Genomic DNA, 20,598 nt, shown 5'->3' with positions numbered 1-20,598 from the left:
ACCATGAGCGAATTCATGTTGTTGTTTCGCCAGCCCAGCTTCGAAACGGGTCAGATGTCGCCCGCTGAATTTGCCGCCATCGCCAGTCGCTGGCAGGCGTGGGTAGGCGGTATAGAGGCAGAAGGTAAATTGGTTAGCCGGGGCACCCGGCTGGCTACAGAAGGCAAAGTAGTGCGGGCCAATGGCCTCATTACCGACGGCCCGTTTGTGGAAATAAAAGAACGGTTGGGCAGCTTTGTGCTTGTCAGGGCCAACAGCCTGGACGAAGCCACCGCGCTGGCCCACGGCTGTCCCGCCATAGCGGCAGGGGGCAGCGTTGAGGTTCGGCCCCTGCTGGTGTAATTTGTGAAGATCAAGTCAAGGTTAACTCGTCATCCCGTAGGGATAACGGGTTAGGCAAAACAGGCAACAATCGACACGGATGGAAGACGCGCAGGAATCGCTCAGGCAGGTATTTCAGCAGGAATTTACCCGGCTGGTGGCCGTTATCAGCAGACGGTTTGGCCTTCAGCACATCGAACTCGCCGAAGACATCGTGGGCGAAACGTTTCTGCTGGCCGCCGAAACCTGGGGCGTACGGGGACTGCCCGCCAACCCCACAGCCTGGCTCTATACCGTGGCTAAACAAAAGGCTATCTACCAGTTCAGACGGCGCAAACTGCTCAACGACAAGGTTATTCCCGAACTTGTGGCCCAACGTACTCAGGACGACGAGTGGGACGACCTGAGCTTTTCAACCAAAACCATCCGGGACAGCCAACTGCAGATGCTGTTTGCTATCTGCACACCCCTTATTGCCGACGAAGCCCAGATTGGGCTGGCCCTGCGTATCCTCTGTGGTTTCGGTATTGATGAAATAGCGGAGGCGTTTCTGACCAACAGAGAAACGATCAACAAACGGCTGTTTCGGGCGAAAGAGAAACTACGGGCGGCGGGTATAACGATGAATTTACCTACTGATCATGAACTGGTTAGCCGACTGGACACGGTGCTACGGGTGATCTACCTGTTGTTTAATGAGGGCTATTATTCCAGTACCCAGAATCGCTCGTTGCAGAAAGACGTGTGTCTGGAGGCCATGCGGCTGGGCGTTATGCTTACCGACTATGAGCAAACAGATAGTCCCAAAACCAACGCACTCCTGGCCCTGATGTGCTTCCATGCCTCCCGATTTGAGGCCCGGCATGGAGGTGCCCCGCATGGAGGTGCCCCGCACGGCGGTTTCGAGGGTGTGCTCCTGCTATATGAACAGCAAAATGATGCCCTGTGGGACAGGGCGCTGATTCGGCAGGGGTTTGTTTATCTGGAGCGAGCCATGCAGGGTAACGACCTGAGTACCTATCACCTCGAGGCCCGCATTGCTTCGTGGCATTGCGTAAAAGACGATACGCCCGAAAAATGGACCGCCATTCTGGATCTGTATAACCAGCTTTTGCTGCTCAACAAGTCACCCAGCGCGGCACTCAACCGGGTCTACGCGCTCTACAAAGTGGCCGGTCAGGCGGCGGCGCTGGCTGCGGCCAAACAGCTTCGGATGGACAGTAACCACCTGTATTTCACGCTGCTGGGCGAACTGTACCGCGAAACAGATACGGCGCAGGCGGCAGCTTGTTTTCAGCGAGCCTATGCCCTGGCAAAAACGCAGACAGACCGGCAGACCATTCAGCAGAAACTGGATGAACTGCGCTAAACAGGACCATAGATGAACACCCCGTTTTTAGTTGTGTATCGACCCGACCCGGCACGGCCGCCGTTACAGATGCCGTCTTTACCTACGAACTGCATCGCTGAGCGTTGGTGCCTTGGGACCGTATGCCTGGTCGTAGCAGCCTAGCCTGACCATGTATACCGGGCAGGGGAGCGGCAAAAGACTGCGCAACGTCCACACCCCGGAACCAAGCCCGGCTCAAAACTGTCAGCTTAAAAACAGCAGTCGTAACTAATGACACCAGTACACGCTACCACCGTAGTAGGCATCCGGCACAACGGGCAGGTTTCTTTGGGGGCCGACGGGCAGGCCACCATGGGTAACACCGTTGCTAAGAGCAACGTTAAGAAGATTCGTCGGCTGGCGGGCGGGCAGATTCTGGCCGGTTTTGCCGGGTCAACCGCCGATGCGTTTACGCTCATCGAACGGTTTGAAGAAAAGTTGGCCAATTACAATAATAACCTGCGCCGCGCCGCCATTGAACTGGCTAAAGACTGGCGCACCGACCGCTTTTTGCGCAAGCTGGAAGCCATGATGATCGTGGCCTCAAAAGATGACCTGCTCGTGATCTCCGGTACCGGCGACGTACTGGAACCCGACATGGACGTGGCCGCCATTGGCTCCGGGGGCACCTACGCGCAGTCGGCAGCGATTGCGCTTAAGAAGCACGCGCCGCAACTGACAGCGCAGGAAATGGTAAGCGAAAGCCTGCACATTGCCGCCGATATCTGCATCTACACCAACCACAACCTGGTTGTGGAAACAGTGGGCTGATTCTGGACCATACGGGCCATTGCCTAATATTGTGGATGGGTACCTGGTGGCAGTTCTACCTTTATTGCCAGGGCTTTGCCTGACAATTACTGTCCACCTTTATGCTGTCTGTGCTTCCGGCAATTGACGTATCTCGGCTGCTCCTTTGCTGACGTGCGTTTCTGTTGCGGGCTATGACGTCTGCCTGTCGTGATGAGTCTGTTTGCTGACTTACTTCCTGCTGAACCAACCAGCCGACGCATTGTCGTTGGTTTCACAATAGCCATGTTACTGGTTAGTGTAGGATTCGGGATGGCGCTGTACAGCTACGATGAGTCGAAACGGGACAACCAGCGAATCAATCATACGTTTACCGTTATCAACGCCATTGGCAACGTAGTATCGCTGCTGAAAGATGTTGAAACAGGCGCACGAGGCTATGCCGCTACAGGACTGACATCGTTTCTGGAACCTTATCAGAACGCCAGGCCTCAATTAGTGCCAAACCTCAACAGCCTGGACAGCCTCCTTGCCGACAACCCGGTTCAGCGGCGGGCAAGCCGTCAGCTACGGCAGTTTGTGCTCGCTAAGCTGGCTACCACCGACCGGCAGATCCGAGTTGGCAGGCAGGATACCGACTCCGTACGGCGCGCATACCTGCTGGAAGGAAAAGTACGGATGGACCATGTTCGGCAGCTGAGTGGTGTCATGATCAGGCACGAATATGTGCTGCTGGCTCAACGCAATGCCAGGGCAAGCAGGTCGTATCGCAACGGGCTGGTTGTCACGTTTTTTCTGGCGCTGACTACCTTCATCACCCTGATTATTCTGTATAACATGCTGACAACAGAATTGCGGCGGCGGGCTGAAAATGAACAACAATTACGTACCTACGAAGCCGATCTGACAACGAAACTTAATCAGCTGGAGATTTCGAATCAGGAGTTGGAACGGTTTGCTTTTGTGGCCAGCCACGATTTGCAGGAGCCGCTCCGTAAAATCAGCTCGTTTGGCACACTGCTTAACGAACGGTATGGCACCGTCTTTGACAATGACGGCCGGTCGTTTCTGGGGAAAATGCTTTCAGCAGCCGAGCGCATGTCGACACTCATTCAGGACCTGCTCAACTTCTCGCGTTTGGCAAATCAGCCGGAGTCTTTCCAGTTTTTACCCCTCAGCGACGTAATAAACCGGGTTATTGCCGAGCTTGACCTGCCGCTGAAAGAAACCAACGCCATGATTGAGGTAGGGCCGCTGCCGTCGCTGGAAATGGTGCCGCCACAACTAGAGCAGTTATTTTCCAACCTGATCAACAACGCGATGAAATACCACCGCCCCGACGTGGTACCTCATATTCAGATCACTGCCGATTCAGTGCCAGGCGCCGCTTACCCTACGCTTCAGCCCGACCAACTGTACTACCAGATTTTCGTGACCGATAATGGCATCGGTTTCAACGAAAAGTATATTGACCGCATCTTCAATATCTTCCAGCGGCTGCACACCAAGCAGCAGTATGAAGGCACCGGCATCGGACTAGCTATTTGCAAACGGGTAGTTGCTTATCACCAGGGGTATCTCACCGCCCACAGCCAGGAGGGCGTTGGCTCCACGTTTGTAGTGGTGTTGCCAGAGAGGCAAATTTAATTGTGAATGAGTGAATGGTGAAAGAGCGAAAGTTGCTGACGCCAGTATACTTCTGCCGCACTGGAATGCCAAGCCAGTCAGCGATTTTCGCTCTTTCACCATTCACTCGTTCACTTATAGCCCCACCAGCAGCACAAACAATTTCTCGATTTGCGGGGTCAGGGCGGCGTATTTGCCCTCGGCGTATTTGTTGACCATGAACGAAAAGCACATCAGGCTCCCATCCGTGGTGGTGAAATAGCCTGCGTAGGCCCGCACACCCTCGATGGTACCACTTTTAGCCCGTATGTTGCCTGCTGCTTTGGTATTTTTGGCCAGGTTCTTCACCGTACCCGTACGACCCACCACCGGAATACTGGCATAGAACGCCGGGTAGGCCGCTTCACGGGTCATAGCTGCCAGAATGCCCGTCATGTTAGCCGTTGTCATGGCTCCTACCGTCGACAGGCCGCTGCCGTCGCGGGGGCGAAAGCCCGACAGGTCAACACCTTTATTTTGCCAGAAACCCGTAATGGCCGAAATAGAAGCGGGCCAGCTCCGGGCGGGTATGGCAGGGGGATTCTGAGTCAGTTTTTGCGCCGCCGACCGCATCAGGGCTTCGGCGTAGAGATTGATACTCTGAAAGTTAGTCTCGCGGGCCAGATCGCTCAGCGGCGGCGAGAGGTAACGCGTGATTTCGGTGCGACGGAGAGGCTTGCCCGCCACTGATGCTTCGTTCATGCCAATAGTCCCCGGCACGTCGTTGCCCACGCCTGCCACCACCACACCCGTAGGGCTGGTGCCAACGCGGTAGGACATGGGTGCCCCCGTCACGCGGATGCTGTCGCGCCGGAACTGCTCGGTCAAGGCGTAGGCCACGAAATAGGCAGGGTCAGGCATAGACCCTTTCACAATGAATTCCGGGCTGTTAGCGGGCACGGTACCCTCCAGCGTTACGGTGTTCTGAAACGGTGCCCCGTAAATCATCACTTCGTCGCCGGTGGTCGGTTGGTCGGTGACGACGTGGTTGGTCAGCGCGAGGTAGGGCATGGCCGGGTCGAGGCGGGCAATAGGAGCCGATGCTCCCACCGCCGGACCGGTTTTAAACGCCACGCGGTACAGGTTTTCGTTAAAATTTAACCCAAAGAGACCCGCACCGTAATAGTTGCCCAGGTCACCATAAGGCCAGGTATCGGGGGTGGGCATGTCGTCGTAGAAGCTGGCGTCGCCAACAACGGCCCCGCTGATGCGCCGAATGCCCGCCTGCCGCACCGTATTACTCACCGACTTCAGAAACGTGACCCAGGCCGGGTAGCCCGCAAACCGCCCGCTGGCCAATGACGGGTCGCCGGTGCCGCGCAGATACAGGTTACCCTGCAAGGTGCTGTCACGGATAACGCCGTCGTATTCCAGCGTGGTGGTGTAGGAGTAGGTACTGCCCAGCGTGGCCAGCGCGGTAGCTGTGGTCACTAATTTCAACGTAGAAGCCGTAGCCAGACTAATGTGCTCGTTTTGCCCGAACACACAATACCCGTCACTGGCCCGCCTAACCGACAGCCCAACGATGCCGTTCTGCGCCAGCGCACCACGCTGCAGCGCCTCGGCCCACGCTCGCACCCGCTGCAACGCGGTAGAATCAATTATAGTTAGCCTATCGGCAGACCCTGGTAATAAACGAGGCCCTATTTCTACTGCACAACAGGCTGAATGACATATGATTAACAACGAAAACAAGAGCAGATGTGCCCGGCATAAACGGGCTATGGTAGGGAGCGTTGGCACGGCGTGGGGGTTAGGCGGTATGGGCCTTTTTCGTAGCTTTGCAAAGCTAAGGGAATTTTGGCATACCGTATCTGCGTTACGCAGTAGCCCTTTTTGCGCCAAAAAAGAACGAATACGCCGATCTGGCACGCCGCCCCGCTGGGGTTTTGGGGTGCCCTACGAGTGTCGGCGATGACCATATATAGACGGTAGACACCACGCATGAAATTAACGTTTTGGGGAGCCGCCCAGCAGGTTACGGGCAGTATGTATCTGCTGGAATTAGATGACGATTACCGCATTCTCATCGACTGCGGTTCCGACCTGGAGCGATCGAACGGACATACTCCCCCCCCTATTGACCAACCCACAACTGCTTTATTTCCCTTTGAAGCATCCAGCCTGAACGTGGTATTGCTGACCCACGCTCACATCGATCACTCAGGCAACCTTCCGAACCTGTACCGGGAGGGATACGAAGGCCAGATTCTGTGTACCGAACCTACTTTTGCCCTCACCGATATTCTGCTGAAAGACGCCGCGTCGCTGAATCAGAAAAAGATTAACGAACTCAACGGCAGCAAAAAAAAGAAGGTGCGCGACAAGCAGGTACAACTGCAGAAAGACCTGTTTCTGGACCGGCAGGTGCGCGAGAGCATGGAGAGTGTGGTAGCCATTCAATTTGGTCGCAAATTCCGCCTTACCGATACCTGCAACGTCACGTTTCTCCCCGCCGGTCATCTGTTGGGTGCTGCCCATATCGTAGTGGAAGTTTACGAAAATGGCCAGAAAAAAAGCATCTGCTTTTCCGGCGATATTGGCCGGAAGAATTACCCGCTGCTGGTTGATCCCGCCACCGTACCCCACGTGGATTACCTGGTTTGCGAATCGACCTACGGCAACCGGATGCACAACGACGACGTGAGTCCCGAAGACGCCCTGGCCGACGTGATCAAGCGTACCTGCGTCGATATTCCGGGACGGCTCATTATTCCGTCGTTTTCGGTGGGGCGTACGCAATCGCTGCTCTACACGCTGAACCGGCTATATTCAGAGCGGGGTTTTCCGCCCATAAAAGTGTTCTCAGACAGCCCAATGGCCTTCGAGAGCACCAAAGTGTACCTGAAAAACGTGCGGCAGCTGAGCAAAGAAGCCCGCGATTTCTACGACGCCAACGAGACCCTGTTCGACTTTGAAAACTTCGAGTTTCTGGAATCGAGCAAGGCCAGCAAAGCCGTGTCTGATTACAACGAACCATGTATCATTATCTCGTCGTCGGGCATGGTACAGGGTGGCCGGGTAGAGTATCACGTGGCGGCCAACATCGGTAATCCGTATTGCACCATCCTGCTTATTGGCTACTGCGCCGAGGGCACATTGGGCTGGCGGCTGCTGAACGGTCAACCTACGCTGACAATCAAAGGCGAAGAGAAACAGGTGCTGGCCAACATTGAGAAAATTGACGTGTTCAGCGGCCACGGTGACCGCGCCGATCTGCTCGGTTTTGTGCAAATGCAATCGCCGGAGACCTTGAAGCGGGTGTTTCTGGTTCACGGCGAAACCAGCAGCATGGAAGCCTTCAAAGGCACCCTCGCCGAAGCTGGTTACCCCAACGTAGAAATCCCCGCTAAAGGGCAGACGTATGAACTTTAAATCAGTTCAATGTTTAAAGTCTAATGTCTAAAGTTGCTTCGCGCTTGGATCAAGCAATACGCGAAGCAACTTTAGACATTAGACTTTAAACATTGAACTCCCCTTATGAGAACCTACCTCGACTTTGAGAAACCGATTGCCGATTTAGAAGGTCGATTGGATGAGATGAAGCGGCTGGCCGAGACCAATAAGGTCGATGTGTCGGAGGCTGTTGAGACGCTGGAAAAAAGCATCGACCGGCTGCGGCACGAGCTGTTTAGGAACCTCACACGCTGGCAGCGCGTGCAGCTTTCGCGCCATCCCGACCGGCCCTACACGCTCGACTATATCGAGCGGATGTGCGACCAGTTCATTGAGCTTCACGGCGACCGCACCGTGCGCGACGACCCCGCCATGGTAGGTGGTTTTGCCGAAATAGACGGGCAGACCATCATGATTATTGGGCAGCAGAAAGGCCGCAATACCAAGCAGCGGCAGCACCGCAACTTCGGCATGCCCAACCCCGAAGGCTACCGAAAAGCCCTCCGCCTGATGAAAATGGCCGAGAAGTTCAACAAACCCATCGTGACGCTCATCGACACGCCGGGTGCCTTTCCTGGCCTTGAAGCCGAAGAGCGCGGGCAGGGTGAGGCCATTGCCCGCAACCTGAAAGAAATGTTTTTGCTGAAAGTGCCCGTCATCTGTATCGTCATTGGCGAAGGGGCCAGCGGCGGGGCACTCGGCATTGCCATCGGTGATCGGGTGCTGATGCTCGAAAATACCTGGTACTCCGTTATTTCGCCCGAAAACTGCTCTACCATCCTGTGGCGTAGTTGGAACTACAAAGAGCAGGCGGCCGAAGCCATGAAGCTCACCGCCACCGACATGACCTCGTTCAAACTCGTGGACGGTATCGTCGACGAACCCGTTGGCGGTGCTCATTACGACCACGCCGAGATGGCCAACATCTTGAAAAGAACAATCCTCGACACCCTCACCGAACTCAACGCTCTATCGCCTGAAGAGCGCATTGACCAGCGCATCGACAAGTTCTGCGCGATGGGGGTTGTGGTGGAATAAACGGAGGAAGGGAGTAAAGGAAAAAAGGAGGAAGGGTTGCTTACGCCTAAGCAATGGACTGGCGTAAACAACCCTTCCTCCTTTTTCCTTTACTCCATTCCTCCCTTCCCTATTGCCAGCCGGATATGCGCCAGGTGATGTTGCCCATGCCAGACAACCATGTCAATGGCCTGCGCCAAACTCACGTCGATTTGCCGGAAAGGGTGATAATAAGCTTTTTGCAAATCGGTCTCTGTCAGGTGTTCATACAGGTAGGCCAACCGTTCGTGCAGCCCGTCGATGATGGCCAGCGACGGCGCCACGGGGGCATCATGACCGTCGGGTTGGGCGGCCCAGTCGTTAACGGTGCTCAGGATGCCGGGGGCCGTTTCGGGCAGGGTAAGGGCATGTTTGATCCGGTAATAGTGCCACCCATGCGTGTCGGCTACGTGATGCACCAACTGCCGGATGGTCCAGCTACCGGGTCGGTATACACGCGAAAGCTCGTCATCGCTCAGCGACTCGGTCAGGCTGCGATACTGCCGGGGTAGCTCACGGAGTTGCGCAATACGGTCGGTGATTTCGGCGGCAGAAAAGTGGGCTTGTCCAGCCCAGCGGCCAATAGGAAATTGACGGGCATCGTCAGCTTGCATAGGACGTTTGTTTAGTTTGGTGCGACCAATTTAAGCCCGATGATTGCCACAGCCAACAGCGCTACGAAGAAGAGCTCGGCGACCGTGTAACTGGCATTCAGGAATACCACATCGGCCAGTTTTAGCAGCACCAGCGTACCGGCAGTCCATACGCCGAAGGCGGTGGTAAGAGGCATTTGTTTAAACGCCAGGTTCAGAAAAAACACGTTCGCCAGCCCCGACACGATATTGACAACGATGGGCAACAGCACACCCAAGCTCAATCGAAACTGCACCAGTGCCCCAAAATCAGCTTGTTTCAGCGAATACGTCCAGACAGCCTGACAGGCCGACGCCAACAGCAGATACATCCAGGCCATAAGACAACAGGCGTTTTGTTGATTAGCCGGCAAGGTAGATGCACCAGCCATAAGGCCTGTTAAGCCACTGTTACCAACCTGCCGAACCCGCCTCAGCTACTTCCAACACTACGCTGGTACGCTGCCCGCTCACGGCGGGGTCGAGGCCTACGGTCATGAGAAAATCACCCGAATAGGTCAGCGACGAATTGATGGGCGATTTTTGCCCGGCGGCCAGGTTAATCTCTCTGATTTTATACTGCCGGTCGGCTTGCAGACCCTTTAGCCGAATGGGTGGCTGATCGGTTCCAGCTTTGTAGCGGGTGCTGACGAGGTACGAAAACCACACGGCCCGGTCTCCTTTTTCACTCACAAACAGCATGGCCGACACGTCATTGTTTTGCGGCGATTGCAGCCGATACTGATCTCCCTGCCAGATCACAGGTTTCAGGCGGTCATATGTTTTCAAAGCCTGCTGACTAAAGGCCAGGTCGGCGGGCGAGAGCTTACTCACGACAATGTCGTAGCCCATTTTGCCCGCCATTGCCACGTCGGTGCGGAACTTCATCGGAAAATCGCCCCAGGCCGTGATGTGGTTGCAGGTGGCAATGGCAGGGAAGAAATACGAGTAATTATGTTGAATGAAAATGCGCTCGGTGGGGCTGGTATTATCACTCGGCCAGAACTCAGTGAAGTAGTTCAGCGCACCATAATCCACCCGCGCTCCGCCGCCCGAACACAACATCATGGGCACGGCAGGGTGTTTGGCCCGCAGCTTCTCCAGCACCGAATACAGTCCCCGCACGTAGTCAACGTAAAGATGATCAGCGGGGTTAACGGACGAGTACGCATTGTAAATCACCGCGTTACAATCCCACTTGATGTAGCCAAGCGTCGGATTTTCGGTGAGCAGGCCGTCCACCACGCCGTAGACGAAATTCTGTACAGCGGGGTTAGAGAGGTCCAACACCTGCTGATGACGGAACACGGCGTCGGGGCGGTTGGGCAGTTTAATCACCCAGTCGGGGTGCTTCTGGTAGAGATCACTTTTGGGGTTTACCATCTCCGGCTCTACCCAGATACCAAACTTCACCCCCGCGGCTTCGGCTTCTTTCACGAGGTAGCCAATGCCGTGGGGTAGTTTCTTCTTGTTTGCCTGCCAGTCGCCCAGGCCGGCAAAGTCATCGTTGCGGGGATGATTATTACCAAACCAGCCATCGTCGAGCAGAAACAGGTCCACACCCAAGGTTTTGGCTTCTTTAAACAAACCTACCAGCTTGGGTTCGTCGAAATCAAAATAAGTGGCTTCCCAATTGTTAAGCAGGGTGAGCCGGTTGCCTTCACCCTGCGGAATGCGGTGTTTTCTGGCCCACCGTTGCAGGTTGCGGCTGGCTAATCCCGTGCCCTGATTCGAGAACGTGTAAATCAGCGCGGGGGTGTCAAATGCTTTTCCCGGCTCCAGCGAATAGTCAGAGGCGAACGGGTTCATGCCCGCCAGCAACCGCAGATTATGCTGCGGGTCAAGCTCAAACGCGAACTGAAAATTGCCCGACCACGCCAGCGTCCCGGCCAGCACGTCGCCGGTTTCTTCCTGTGCCGGCTGATTCATCGACAGCATAAACATGGGAGCCTGAAACAATTGCGCCCGCGTACCAAGCTTACTATCAAGCACCTTCATCCCCGCCGTCAGTTTGGTTTCTTCGGGCCGCACCTCCGAGGCGTGGGTGCCGTGAAAATGGGTCAGGTAATAGTCTTTGGCGGTCAGATACAGGTTCGCCGACGCGAAATGCGCCAGCCGGATAGCCTTCTTTTCGGTATGCCGGATGGTAGACCATTGCTCAATCACATCTTCATTCCGGTATGCCTGGTAATGCAGCGTCACCTCAAACGGATACTGCGGATCTTTCAAATAAACGTCCGTCAACGTCACCCCATCGCGCACAGGTTTAGTCTCATGCCGCACATACACCAGGTCGAGCGAGGGATTGCCATCGACGTGGGTGGCCTGCACGGCGGGCTCCAGTAAACTCCGCGACCCGGCAGGTGTGTAGGCCGAACTGTACAGATCGGAGTAACCCTCATACAAGCGCGGGTTACCCGGCAGCCGGGCATAGTCGGCTGCCTGCGTGAGCCGTTTGCCCAGATGCACAGTGGTTACGTGCCTATCGGCATCAACCCGTAGCACCATTGCCGTACGGGCTGTTTCAATTGGAATTTCGGATACGGTTTGCGCTATGCCCAGCGAGGGCAGGATCAGCAAGCCACTTAGCCAGTAGAAAGTAGATCGGATCAGGTACATAGTTGGGGGTTGTGCGGCATACAGCAACAATAGCTGAGAGCTATGCAAAACTACCCACGCGAATCATCACCAAGTGCAACACGTAGAGACCAAAGATCATCTGTATTGAGGATTCGGGCATATCCCTTCGCGCGAAGACCTGTATAAAGCACTTTATCGCCTGTCCAAAGTGTAGCGCTTAGTTGCTCATTGAGCGCAATGAATGCAGCATCATCTGGGTCAATATCGGCTGTAATACGCTCAGCAATTTCCCAATAGGAACCTGAAATAAGCTTTTCGTTTATGAGTGTACATTGACCAAGCACGTTATTCACTGCTATATCGACCTGTGATTCAGTCATTTTCTTAGCAATCTTCACTAGCTTAACTCTATGATTATTCAGTTCTGTTTTGAGAAAATCGCAACTATAAAACGTGAATAAGCCGGTGGAGTTAAAAAGCAAATCGCCGATTCGACCGTTCGAATTCAGAACCGCGCTAAAGACAATATTTGTATCAACAATAACCTTCACCGTGTACCGTGTCGGGAAATTTGCCGGGCTTTTTTCACTTCCGATACCAACACATCTACCTCATCCTGTGTGGCTTCACTTTCTGCGGTAGCTTCTTTGTATTCTAGATAATTAAGCACCTGCTGTAGTTCTTCCACATTAACTGAGGGAGAAAGACGAACAATGACTTCGCTGGCAGTACGTTCGACGATCATATGCAATCTTCATTTTTAGATTTAACAAGGTAACTATTTTCGGCATAAAAAAAGCCCCCACATGTTCGCAGGGGCTTTGTCATTATACAAACGGAGCAACGCCGCACGGGCGGCCCCGTCCGTTAGGCTATTATCCTACTGAACCTTCCAGGCTGATTTCCAGCAGTTTCTGGGCTTCGATAGCGAACTCCATCGGCAGTTGGTTCAGGACTTCTTTGGCGTAACCGTTGATGATCAGCGCTACGGCCTGTTCTGTCGGGATGCCGCGCTGATTGCAGTAAAACAGTTGATCTTCACCGATCTTCGACGTGGTGGCTTCGTGCTCTACCGTGGCCGATTGGTTTTTGACTTCGATGTAGGGGAACGTGTGCGCACCGCATTTATCACCCAGCAGCAACGAGTCGCACTGCGAAAAATTCCGGGCGTTGTCGGCGCGTTTCATTACTTCCACCAAGCCGCGATACGAATTTTGGCTCTTGCCCGCCGAAATACCTTTCGACACGATCCGGCTCTTCGTATTCTTACCGATGTGGGTCATTTTGGTACCCGTGTCGGCCTGCTGCATGTTGTTGGTTACGGCCACCGAATAGAACTCACCGATGGAATTATCACCTTTCAGGATCACTGAAGGGTATTTCCAGGTGATCGACGAACCCGTCTCTACCTGCGTCCACGAGATTTTGGCGCTGGTGTGGCAGATGCCGCGCTTGGTCACGAAGTTGTAAATACCACCGCGACCATCTTTGTCGCCGGGGTACCAGTTCTGCACCGTCGAATATTTGATCTCGGCGTTGTCGTGGGCGATCAATTCCACACAGGCAGCGTGGAGTTGGTTTTCGTCGCGCATGGGGGCGGTGCAGCCTTCCAGATAGCTCACGTACGATCCTTCGTCAGCCACGATCAGCGTCCGCTCGAATTGACCGGTGTTGGCGGCGTTGATGCGGAAGTAGGTCGACAGTTCCATTGGGCAACGGATGCCTTTGGGAATGTAACAGAACGACCCGTCGGAGAAAACAGCGGCGTTAAGGGCAGCGAAATAGTTGTCTTTGGCCGGAATCACCGAGCCAAGGTATTTCTTGACCAGTTCAGGGTGTTCCTGAACGGCCTCGGAAATGGCGCAGAAAATAATACCCTTTTCGGCCAGTTCTTTCTTAAACGTAGTCGCTACCGAAATGGAATCCATCACGGCATCAACCGCTACGCGAGGGCGCTCAATGGGGTTGCCGTCGGCGTCAACGGGTTCATCAACTACACCCGCCAGACGCTTTTGTTCGCTCAGAGAGATACCCAGCCGCTCGAACGTACGGCGCAGTTCGGGGTCGATTTCATCCAGCGAACCAACCGTTTTCTGCTGCTTCGGGGCTGAATAATAAATGATATCCTGGTAATCGATCTTGGGGTATTTCACATTTGGCCAATGGGGTTCTTCCATCTTCTGCCAGATGCGGAATGCCTCCATCCGCCAGTCGAGCAGCCATTGTGGCTCGTTCTTTTTAGCGGAAATGAAACGTATGGTGTCGTCGTTCAGCCCTTTAGGAGCTTCGTCGGCTTCAATCAGGGTCTCAAACCCGTACTTGTATTCGGCGTTGGTAATGCTCTCTAAGAGTTCAACTTCTTTGCTCATGGTTGTTGGCGAATGCCTTTGAAAACGGGCGTAAACGCAAAAGTAGCCCGTTATTGTGTAAAGAACGTATCGTATAGTTTTAACAAATACTATTCCGGCTCTGTTCCGGTGGGTTGAAATAAGGTTTACCTGTAGGGGCAGCCCATGGTGACTGCCCCTACAGGCGATACACCCGGCAACCGCTTTCTTCGAATACCAGCATACCCGGACCATCGGTCACAGCCGCCTCCCCTATCGAAGCCGTAAACACGTATTGGTCAGCTACTTGCCAGGCCAGGGCAGTACCGTTGGCTTGGGCGGGATCGGGCTTTTGACGCCATCGCATGGGCTGGGCGATCAGGTCGGGCCAGATGGTTTCGGCAAAAGCCCGGATACGATTGATGGCGGTAAACTGCGCCGCATTTTGGCCCCAGACAAACGGGCCGTGGGTTACTTTGTCGGTTTCGGCCTCGTCGCTGATACGGAAGACGTAGAGCTTGGTATATTCTTCGTTAGCCCCCCGTTCTTCGTGCAGATTCCGCTGCTCAAAACCGAGGCCCACGTAGCTGGGTAGCTGCGGTAAAAACAAACCCACAAAATACCGAAACACGTTGCCTGTGCGGTAGAACAGGTCAAACCGCGGGTCATCTTTGTCGGCGGTCATGACCGTGAAGTTGGGCGCAAATTTCCGCGTTTCGGCCAGGTCAATATAGGTGGCCAACTGCTCGTTAAACACTGCTGACCCTACCACCATCGACTGCAGATCACCCAACGTACTATCGGCGTTGATGGCTTCGAGGTGAGCGGCTTCGTTGCCGTAGGCCATCGTGTCGTCGGGGGCCAGGAAGGTTTCGGCGAAAAACGCGAAATGGGGTGTTCCCAGGTTCTGCACATAGTGTTTGATGGTTCGTAGCGGGTCGTAGTGGGCATCAGGACTGGCTGGAACGCCATCGGGCCGAAGCTGCACATGGGCCATGTCGCCACGCATGAAATCGAAGCTATACCGTTGCTGGCAGGCCCGTACCTTCTGACAGATATAGTCCCAGGCGGGCTGATTAGGCCGTTTGAAGTCCAGTTGCCAGTCGCGGTTATCATCCAGACTGTGGTAAAATTTGTACCGCGCCAACGGCCCAAATACCCGCGAAAATGGCTGGGGCTGGTTAAAAGCGTACTGGTACCATGTTTGCCCAAACTCATCGACCACAAACTCATTGGGCACGATATGCAACCCCCGATAAGGCGGGGCCATGGTCATGGGCAGCGTCTCGAACCCCTGCGCCGTGAGGTGCCGGATGAGGTCGATTCGCCGCCGGAGCCGCCCGCCATAGTCGCCGGGAAGGCCAAACAGGATCAGATGCCGCTGCTCGTCGGTGAGAAGCGGAATCTGGGTAGAAAAGAAAACGCTTTTCGAGTACGTAATAGGGCTACCGTCGGCGGTGCCGTGCTGGTTGAGATATTGCCAGATGACCTCTTCTACGTGGCTGAACACGTTTTCGGAATGGTCAACCAGCCGGAACCCGTCGCGGTGTACCCACTCGAACAGGGCGGGGTGCACCAGTGCCATCTCCGAAAACCGGTCCGTGTGCGGAATTACGTCCATGCCTACCGTGCGTCCCAGGGCGTGAAGCAGGTTTATAACCACCTTCAACTGCTTGTCGACGGTGTCGAGCGTGGGGATGAACCGGGCCAGGTCGACACTATAAAATTCGGGGTTTATCTGCCAGCTCACCATGCCGTAGAGGCTGCCCACCACCCCCGGCTCCCAGATGGGCAGCAGGTGGATGCTGTCATGGCAGGCGGGCAGCGTCAGGGCGTAGTTAATAATGTTCCAGAACGAGCCGATAGTCCGCACGTTGACGCCCACCATCTTGCTTTTTCGCAGCCATTGGCCATTTTTCTGCCCCAACACCGGCGAAGGCACGCTCTGTTGCGGGTCCAGCGCCTGCCGCATCCGGTCGGTCCCCAGCCGTTTTTGCAGAATGTCGAGCGTCTGAAATACCGAGAATTGCACGGCAGTTTGCGGCAGCAGATTTGGTACGTACGACGTTTTCCCGGATTGGTATTGATCCAGATAGTTGGGATAGTTACGTTGCCAGTCGGCGTTGAAATCAGCAATAGAAGTCGGCATGGCGCAAAAGTAGGATTTAAGCTATAGAGTTACGCCGGACCGGTGTAACTCTGTGGCCTCTAAACCTGTTTACCTTCTATGCAGGACGTAATCATTATTGGCGGGGGGTTGGCCGGGCTGGTGAGCGCGATTGAACTGACGCGGGCAGGCTTCGGCGTTACGCTGGTTGAGCGCAAGACGTACCCCTTCCATAAGGTCTGCGGCGAATACGTGTCTAACGAGGTGCGGCCCTATATTGAATCCCTGGGGGTAAATCTGGATGCACTTGATGCCGCCCGCATTACTGAATTCTGGCTCTCGGCACCGTCGGGCAAGCTGCTCAGATCACCCCTCGATCTGGGTGGGTTTGGCATTTCCAGGTACGTGCTTGACAACGAATTATACCACCTTGGCCTGGCCGCTGGCGTTGATTTCCGGCTGGGGCAAAGCGTAGAAAACGTCACCTTCAACGATGATCAATTTAGCGTTGAACTGGCTACTGGTGAGCCGCTTACGGCCCGACTTGTCCTCGGCACTTTTGGGAAGCGCACCAAACTCGACAAAACGCTTGACCGGGCGTTCATGCATGAACCTTCGCCGTATGTGGGTGTGAAATACCACATCAGCGGCATCGACTTTCCGAACGATGTTATAGCCCTGCACAATTTCCCGGATGGGTACTGCGGCATGTCGGCTATCGAGTCTGACAAGTACTGTTTCTGCTACCTGACCACCCGCGCCAACGTCCGCGCCAACGGCAACATTGCGGCCATGGAAAAGGCGGTGATGTACCGAAATCCGCATCTACGGGCCGTTTTTGAGGAAGCCACCTTCCTGTACGACCGTCCCGAAGTAATCAACGAGGTATCGTTTGCGCCCAAAAAAGCGGTGGAAAATCATATCCTGATGGCGGGCGACGCGGCGGGTCTGATCACCCCCCTTTGCGGTAACGGCATGGCCATGGCCATTCACGGTGCCAAACTTGCCAGCGGGTTGGCTACCCGTTTTTTGCACAACGAAACAGACCGCGCCACGCTGGAACGGGCGTACCAGGCGGGCTGGTCGCGGCTGTTTGGCAGACGGTTATGGGTGGGGCGCACGGTGCAAAATCTCTTCGGGCAGTCATGGCTGAGCGAGGCTGCCATTGCCGCTTTCGGAGCCGTGAAACCTGCTCTGCGCACGGTGATGAAGCAAACGCATGGAGAAGTGATTCCGGTGTAGCTGAACAGGCCATTCGATAGATAAGCAGATCATATTTATTGGTTAAGTTGGCTGATCCATAGCTTGGTACATAAAGTTATGTACCAAGCTATGGATCAGCCAACTACAAACTACATGAAACGCTTTGTTGTCCCTCTACTTCTCTTGTCGTCCTCCCTCTTTTGGGCTTGTCAGGAGGCCCCACGATCTGTTATCGCGCCGGTTGTTACGCCACCAGTAGTGTATTACCCGCCTGTTACAACAACTCCAACAGTCAAGCCTAGTGTCCCTTCAGGGGTGGATCTTTATGCGCAGTTTGCCCAGCCATTTGCTTCATCGGCCACGCAACGGCTCAAACAGATTAACCTCTACATAGACACCTTGCTCGTTGCTAATTCGGCCTTTACCTATAATAGCACCGGGCAAGTAGCTATGGTTGCCTACTTACGCTACTTTGGCGGTGAGCCTTACAGAAACACCGTCACTTACACCTACGACAGTCAGGGACGGCTACTGCGCGAAGCCTTCACAGAACCTATCAATTCTGGCAATGGACCAGAACAGGTAACAACCAGGCAAATCGATTACACTTACACTGCCGATAAACTTAGTTTAGCTGTTGAGCAGAGCAGTATCTATTTCGCCTTTCCATCTAGATTATCAGTATCAGCACGCACCCGATACGGCGCTTCGGTCAACGGCTACGATCTGATTACTAAAATAGGTTATCATAACGCAGTGGGTGGTGTCAACACAGCGGCCTCCGTGGATTCTACCCGGCAGTTACTTTCTCGAACAGGTAACGTAGTGACGCGTAGTGATTCACTGTTTGATGCCCGCACATCGATGTTGATCAACTACACAATCCGGCGAAAAGAGCTTGACCCCAAGAATAACGTCCTGCTCCTTCGCACAGATGAACGGCGTTTTTATCAAAGTGGCGATCAGCTCACTGTTACCACCAGTGCTTACACCTACCAATACAACGGTCCAGATGGCCTGCTCAGTGGTTCAACTAATCAGACGCTAGGGCTGCGATATGCGTTTGTTTACGAATCGAAATAGTACGTTAACGTTCACCTACCCGCCCCATGGGGGCATAACAGCGCAGCGTCGGTAACCAGCCAGATCGCCCAAACGAATAAAGTCCCGTCAGGGACGTGATAGCGGAGCGTCGGTAGCACCACCCCGATTGCCCGGGTAAACAAAGTCCCGTCAGGGACGCGATAGCCATAGGCGTCGGTTGGTTTCATGCCAATGTTCGACGCCCCGCTATCACATCCCTACGGGACTTTATTTGTATTCGCAACCTTGTTTGCTACCGACGCTACGCTGTTGTGCCCCCATGGGGCGGATAGGTGAACGTCAACTTACTACTTCGATGTCTAACCGCTACCGGTCGTAATCCGTATTCTGGGGGTTAAAATTGGTCCAGCCTGTAGTCCAATTATCGGTACCGAATGCGCCGCGGTAGGTGGTCGTGACGAAGAAACCGCTCGTGAGTTTGGTGTTCGAAACAGCCCCCGCCAGCAGCGTAGAGCCGGTTTGTGGCACAAAATTCGGGGCGGCAGCATTGAAGTTAGCTCCGTTCAGGGCCAATGTGCCAACATCGGCCGTACCCACAAACTGGTTGGCAAAAGCAGGCGTAGCCAAATACGCACTGGCCACACTACTTGTGATGGTGCCACTACCCGCCGCTGAGGTCAGCGTGTTGGCAAACACATTGCCGCGCAGGTCAATAGTCCCGTTGGCCAGACTCGCCGCCAGCCCCGTGGTGGTGCCCTCCAACCGCACACCTTCAGGATAGCCGTAGATGAGCGAGTTGTACAAACTAAAGCCCGTATTGCGACGCAGGTATACGCCCGACTGGTAGTAGCCCAGACCTGGCGAGGCCGCCGAAATGGCCGTAGGAGCCGTGCTGAAAGCAAACGTACTGATGTTGGCGAACACGGGTGCCGTCTGCGGCAGGCCGTTCAGGCGCGTTATTGGTGTGCCATCGGCGTTTTCGCCCGGATCGTAGTTCTGCGACTCAATGCCGTTGCTACCTGCCGGATCAGCCACGGTGGCGTCGCGCAGACCCACGCCAAACTGCACCCGCCCTACATAGCCCCAGTTAGTGGCCCATTCGTTGCGGGTGGTGCGGTTGGCCACCAGGTATTTCGCGTCGACGGTACCACCATACCAGCTAAAGGCATCGGCACTGCTTTGCGTAACCTGCACATTGTTGATCACCGTACCCCGACCCACGCCAATGAGCGTCAGGCCCGCCAGTTTGCTATCGGCCACCAGTGGCTGCCCCGTTCCGGCGTATTCGATGCGGACGTATTGCAGTAAACCGCTGTTGTCTTCAGGCTCGTTATACGTTTCGGCAGTGCCGCGAATGCCCCCGAAGTAGGTGGTCACCCCGGGCCGATTGGTGGGCGATTTACCGATCAGCACAATGCCACCCCAGTCACCGGGTTTACGCTGCCCGGCAGCTTTGTTCGACGTAAAAACAATGGGCGATGCCGCCGTGCCATTGGCAATTAATTTACCGCGGCGCTCCACAATGAGCGTACCGGCGGCATTTTTGCCCAATGGGTCCAGTTCGGGGCCACCTCCCTTGATTACCGTTCCCGGCGCAATAGTCATGGTGTAATCAGCCGCTACATAGACATAGCCTTTCAGCACATAGACCGTGTCTTTACTTAGTGTTCGGTTCTGGAAGATCGTCCCCTGCAGGGTTGCGGTGGGCTTTACCGGGCTGGGAGCCAGCGTAAACGTGGTAGGGCTCTGTACTGTTTGTCCCCCCGTAGTAACGGCAACGGCACCAGTCTGGGCACCGGTTGGTACGGTTACAACCAGCCGCGTGGCCGACGCCGACACAATAGTGGCTGTTACCCCGCCAATGCTAACGGTGTTGCTTCCGGGCGACGTGTTGAAATTGGTACCGTTGATGGCGATGGTGCTGCCTACAGGTGCGGTGGCCGGGTCAATACTGGTGATGGTAGCCACCGTGACTACCGGAGCCGGATCGGGCGTCTTGTCTTTGCAGGCGGCGAAGAGCATAAGCAGGGCCGCAAAAAGCCACAGGGTGTGGGTCCAGCGCATGGATGTTTTCATAACGTAGTTAGTAAAGTCAACCTACCAGTAAGGGGGCTGCGTTAATTAAAC

Annotated in this window: 17 protein-coding genes; 8 read left to right on the top strand and 9 right to left on the bottom strand. The window is 54.8% G+C overall.

Annotated features, from left to right (window positions below; all coding sequences use genetic code 11):
- The first annotated feature begins 3 nt into the window (after nt 1–3).
- The 4 genes from J2I47_RS01665 (at nt 4) to J2I47_RS01650 (ending at nt 4,108) form a co-directional block, all read left to right on the top strand.
- Nucleotides 4–342, top strand: coding sequence for a YciI family protein (locus tag J2I47_RS01665; RefSeq protein WP_207362807.1), 339 nt, complete (start codon nt 4–6; stop codon nt 340–342).
- A gap of 79 nt (nt 343–421) precedes the next feature.
- Nucleotides 422–1,690, top strand: coding sequence for an RNA polymerase sigma factor (locus tag J2I47_RS01660; RefSeq protein WP_207362806.1), 1,269 nt, complete (start codon nt 422–424; stop codon nt 1,688–1,690).
- A 252-nt stretch (nt 1,691–1,942) separates the two neighbouring features.
- The gene (gene hslV / locus J2I47_RS01655; RefSeq protein ID WP_207362805.1) at nt 1,943–2,482 is read left to right on the top strand and encodes an ATP-dependent protease subunit HslV; all 540 of its coding nucleotides are present in this window, start codon (nt 1,943–1,945) and stop codon (nt 2,480–2,482) included.
- Nucleotides 2,483–2,674: 192 nt separating this feature from the next.
- Entirely contained in the window at nt 2,675–4,108 is a 1,434-nt protein-coding gene (locus tag J2I47_RS01650; RefSeq protein ID WP_207362804.1) for a sensor histidine kinase, read from the top strand.
- Between the two features lie 114 nt (nt 4,109–4,222).
- On the opposite strand, the gene J2I47_RS01645 is transcribed toward J2I47_RS01650, so the two are convergent.
- Nucleotides 4,223–5,704, bottom strand: a complete 1,482-nt coding sequence (locus tag J2I47_RS01645) for a D-alanyl-D-alanine carboxypeptidase/D-alanyl-D-alanine-endopeptidase (RefSeq protein ID WP_310587616.1) — start codon at nt 5,702–5,704, stop codon at nt 4,223–4,225.
- Nucleotides 5,705–6,070: 366 nt separating this feature from the next.
- Here J2I47_RS01645 and J2I47_RS01640 point away from each other — a divergent pair, with 366 nt between their 5' ends.
- Both J2I47_RS01640 and J2I47_RS01635 read left to right on the top strand, forming a co-directional pair.
- Nucleotides 6,071–7,501: an MBL fold metallo-hydrolase RNA specificity domain-containing protein gene (locus tag J2I47_RS01640; protein ID WP_207362802.1), complete on the top strand. Its 1,431-nt coding sequence runs from the start codon at nt 6,071–6,073 to the stop codon at nt 7,499–7,501.
- A 105-nt stretch (nt 7,502–7,606) separates the two neighbouring features.
- On the top strand, nt 7,607–8,560 hold the full coding sequence (locus J2I47_RS01635) for an acetyl-CoA carboxylase carboxyltransferase subunit alpha (RefSeq protein WP_207362801.1): 954 nt from the start codon (nt 7,607–7,609) through the stop codon (nt 8,558–8,560).
- Nucleotides 8,561–8,649: 89 nt separating this feature from the next.
- Here J2I47_RS01635 and J2I47_RS01630 read toward each other — a convergent pair whose 3' ends face one another.
- The 7 genes from J2I47_RS01630 to J2I47_RS01600 all read right to left on the bottom strand — a co-directional run bounded on the left by J2I47_RS01630 (nt 8,650) and on the right by J2I47_RS01600 (nt 16,266).
- Entirely contained in the window at nt 8,650–9,192 is a 543-nt protein-coding gene (locus J2I47_RS01630) for a YfiT family bacillithiol transferase (protein WP_207362800.1), read from the bottom strand.
- Between the two features lie 11 nt (nt 9,193–9,203).
- Nucleotides 9,204–9,551: a DMT family transporter gene (locus J2I47_RS01625; protein WP_207362799.1), complete on the bottom strand. Its 348-nt coding sequence runs from the start codon at nt 9,549–9,551 to the stop codon at nt 9,204–9,206.
- Between the two features lie 70 nt (nt 9,552–9,621).
- Complete coding sequence (locus tag J2I47_RS01620) at nt 9,622–11,829, bottom strand: alpha-galactosidase (RefSeq protein ID WP_207362798.1); 2,208 nt, start codon at nt 11,827–11,829, stop codon at nt 9,622–9,624.
- A 50-nt stretch (nt 11,830–11,879) separates the two neighbouring features.
- On the bottom strand, nt 11,880–12,341 hold the full coding sequence (locus J2I47_RS01615) for a PIN domain-containing protein (RefSeq protein WP_207362797.1): 462 nt from the start codon (nt 12,339–12,341) through the stop codon (nt 11,880–11,882).
- Complete coding sequence (locus J2I47_RS01610) at nt 12,338–12,535, bottom strand: hypothetical protein (protein ID WP_207362796.1); 198 nt, start codon at nt 12,533–12,535, stop codon at nt 12,338–12,340. The genes J2I47_RS01615 and J2I47_RS01610 overlap by 4 nt, the downstream gene beginning before the upstream one ends.
- Nucleotides 12,536–12,665: 130 nt before the next feature.
- Nucleotides 12,666–14,159: a Fe-S cluster assembly protein SufB gene (sufB, locus tag J2I47_RS01605; RefSeq protein ID WP_207362795.1), complete on the bottom strand. Its 1,494-nt coding sequence runs from the start codon at nt 14,157–14,159 to the stop codon at nt 12,666–12,668.
- 157 nt (nt 14,160–14,316) lie between these two features.
- Nucleotides 14,317–16,266, bottom strand: coding sequence for an alpha-amylase family protein (locus tag J2I47_RS01600; RefSeq protein WP_207362794.1), 1,950 nt, complete (start codon nt 16,264–16,266; stop codon nt 14,317–14,319).
- Between the two features lie 78 nt (nt 16,267–16,344).
- Between J2I47_RS01600 and J2I47_RS01595 the strand changes: the two genes are divergently transcribed.
- Nucleotides 16,345–17,466: an NAD(P)/FAD-dependent oxidoreductase gene (locus tag J2I47_RS01595; protein WP_207362793.1), complete on the top strand. Its 1,122-nt coding sequence runs from the start codon at nt 16,345–16,347 to the stop codon at nt 17,464–17,466.
- A gap of 114 nt (nt 17,467–17,580) precedes the next feature.
- The gene (locus tag J2I47_RS01590) at nt 17,581–18,510 is read left to right on the top strand and encodes a hypothetical protein (protein WP_207362792.1); all 930 of its coding nucleotides are present in this window, start codon (nt 17,581–17,583) and stop codon (nt 18,508–18,510) included.
- 327 nt (nt 18,511–18,837) lie between these two features.
- Here J2I47_RS01590 and J2I47_RS01585 read toward each other — a convergent pair whose 3' ends face one another.
- Nucleotides 18,838–20,547, bottom strand: coding sequence for an IPT/TIG domain-containing protein (locus J2I47_RS01585; RefSeq protein ID WP_207362791.1), 1,710 nt, complete (start codon nt 20,545–20,547; stop codon nt 18,838–18,840).
- Nucleotides 20,548–20,598 lie beyond the last annotated feature (51 nt).

The organism is Fibrella rubiginis (genome assembly GCF_017353185.1).
GTDB lineage: Bacteria > Bacteroidota > Bacteroidia > Cytophagales > Spirosomataceae > Fibrella > Fibrella rubiginis.
This window is presented reverse-complemented; position numbering and strand designations above follow the sequence as displayed.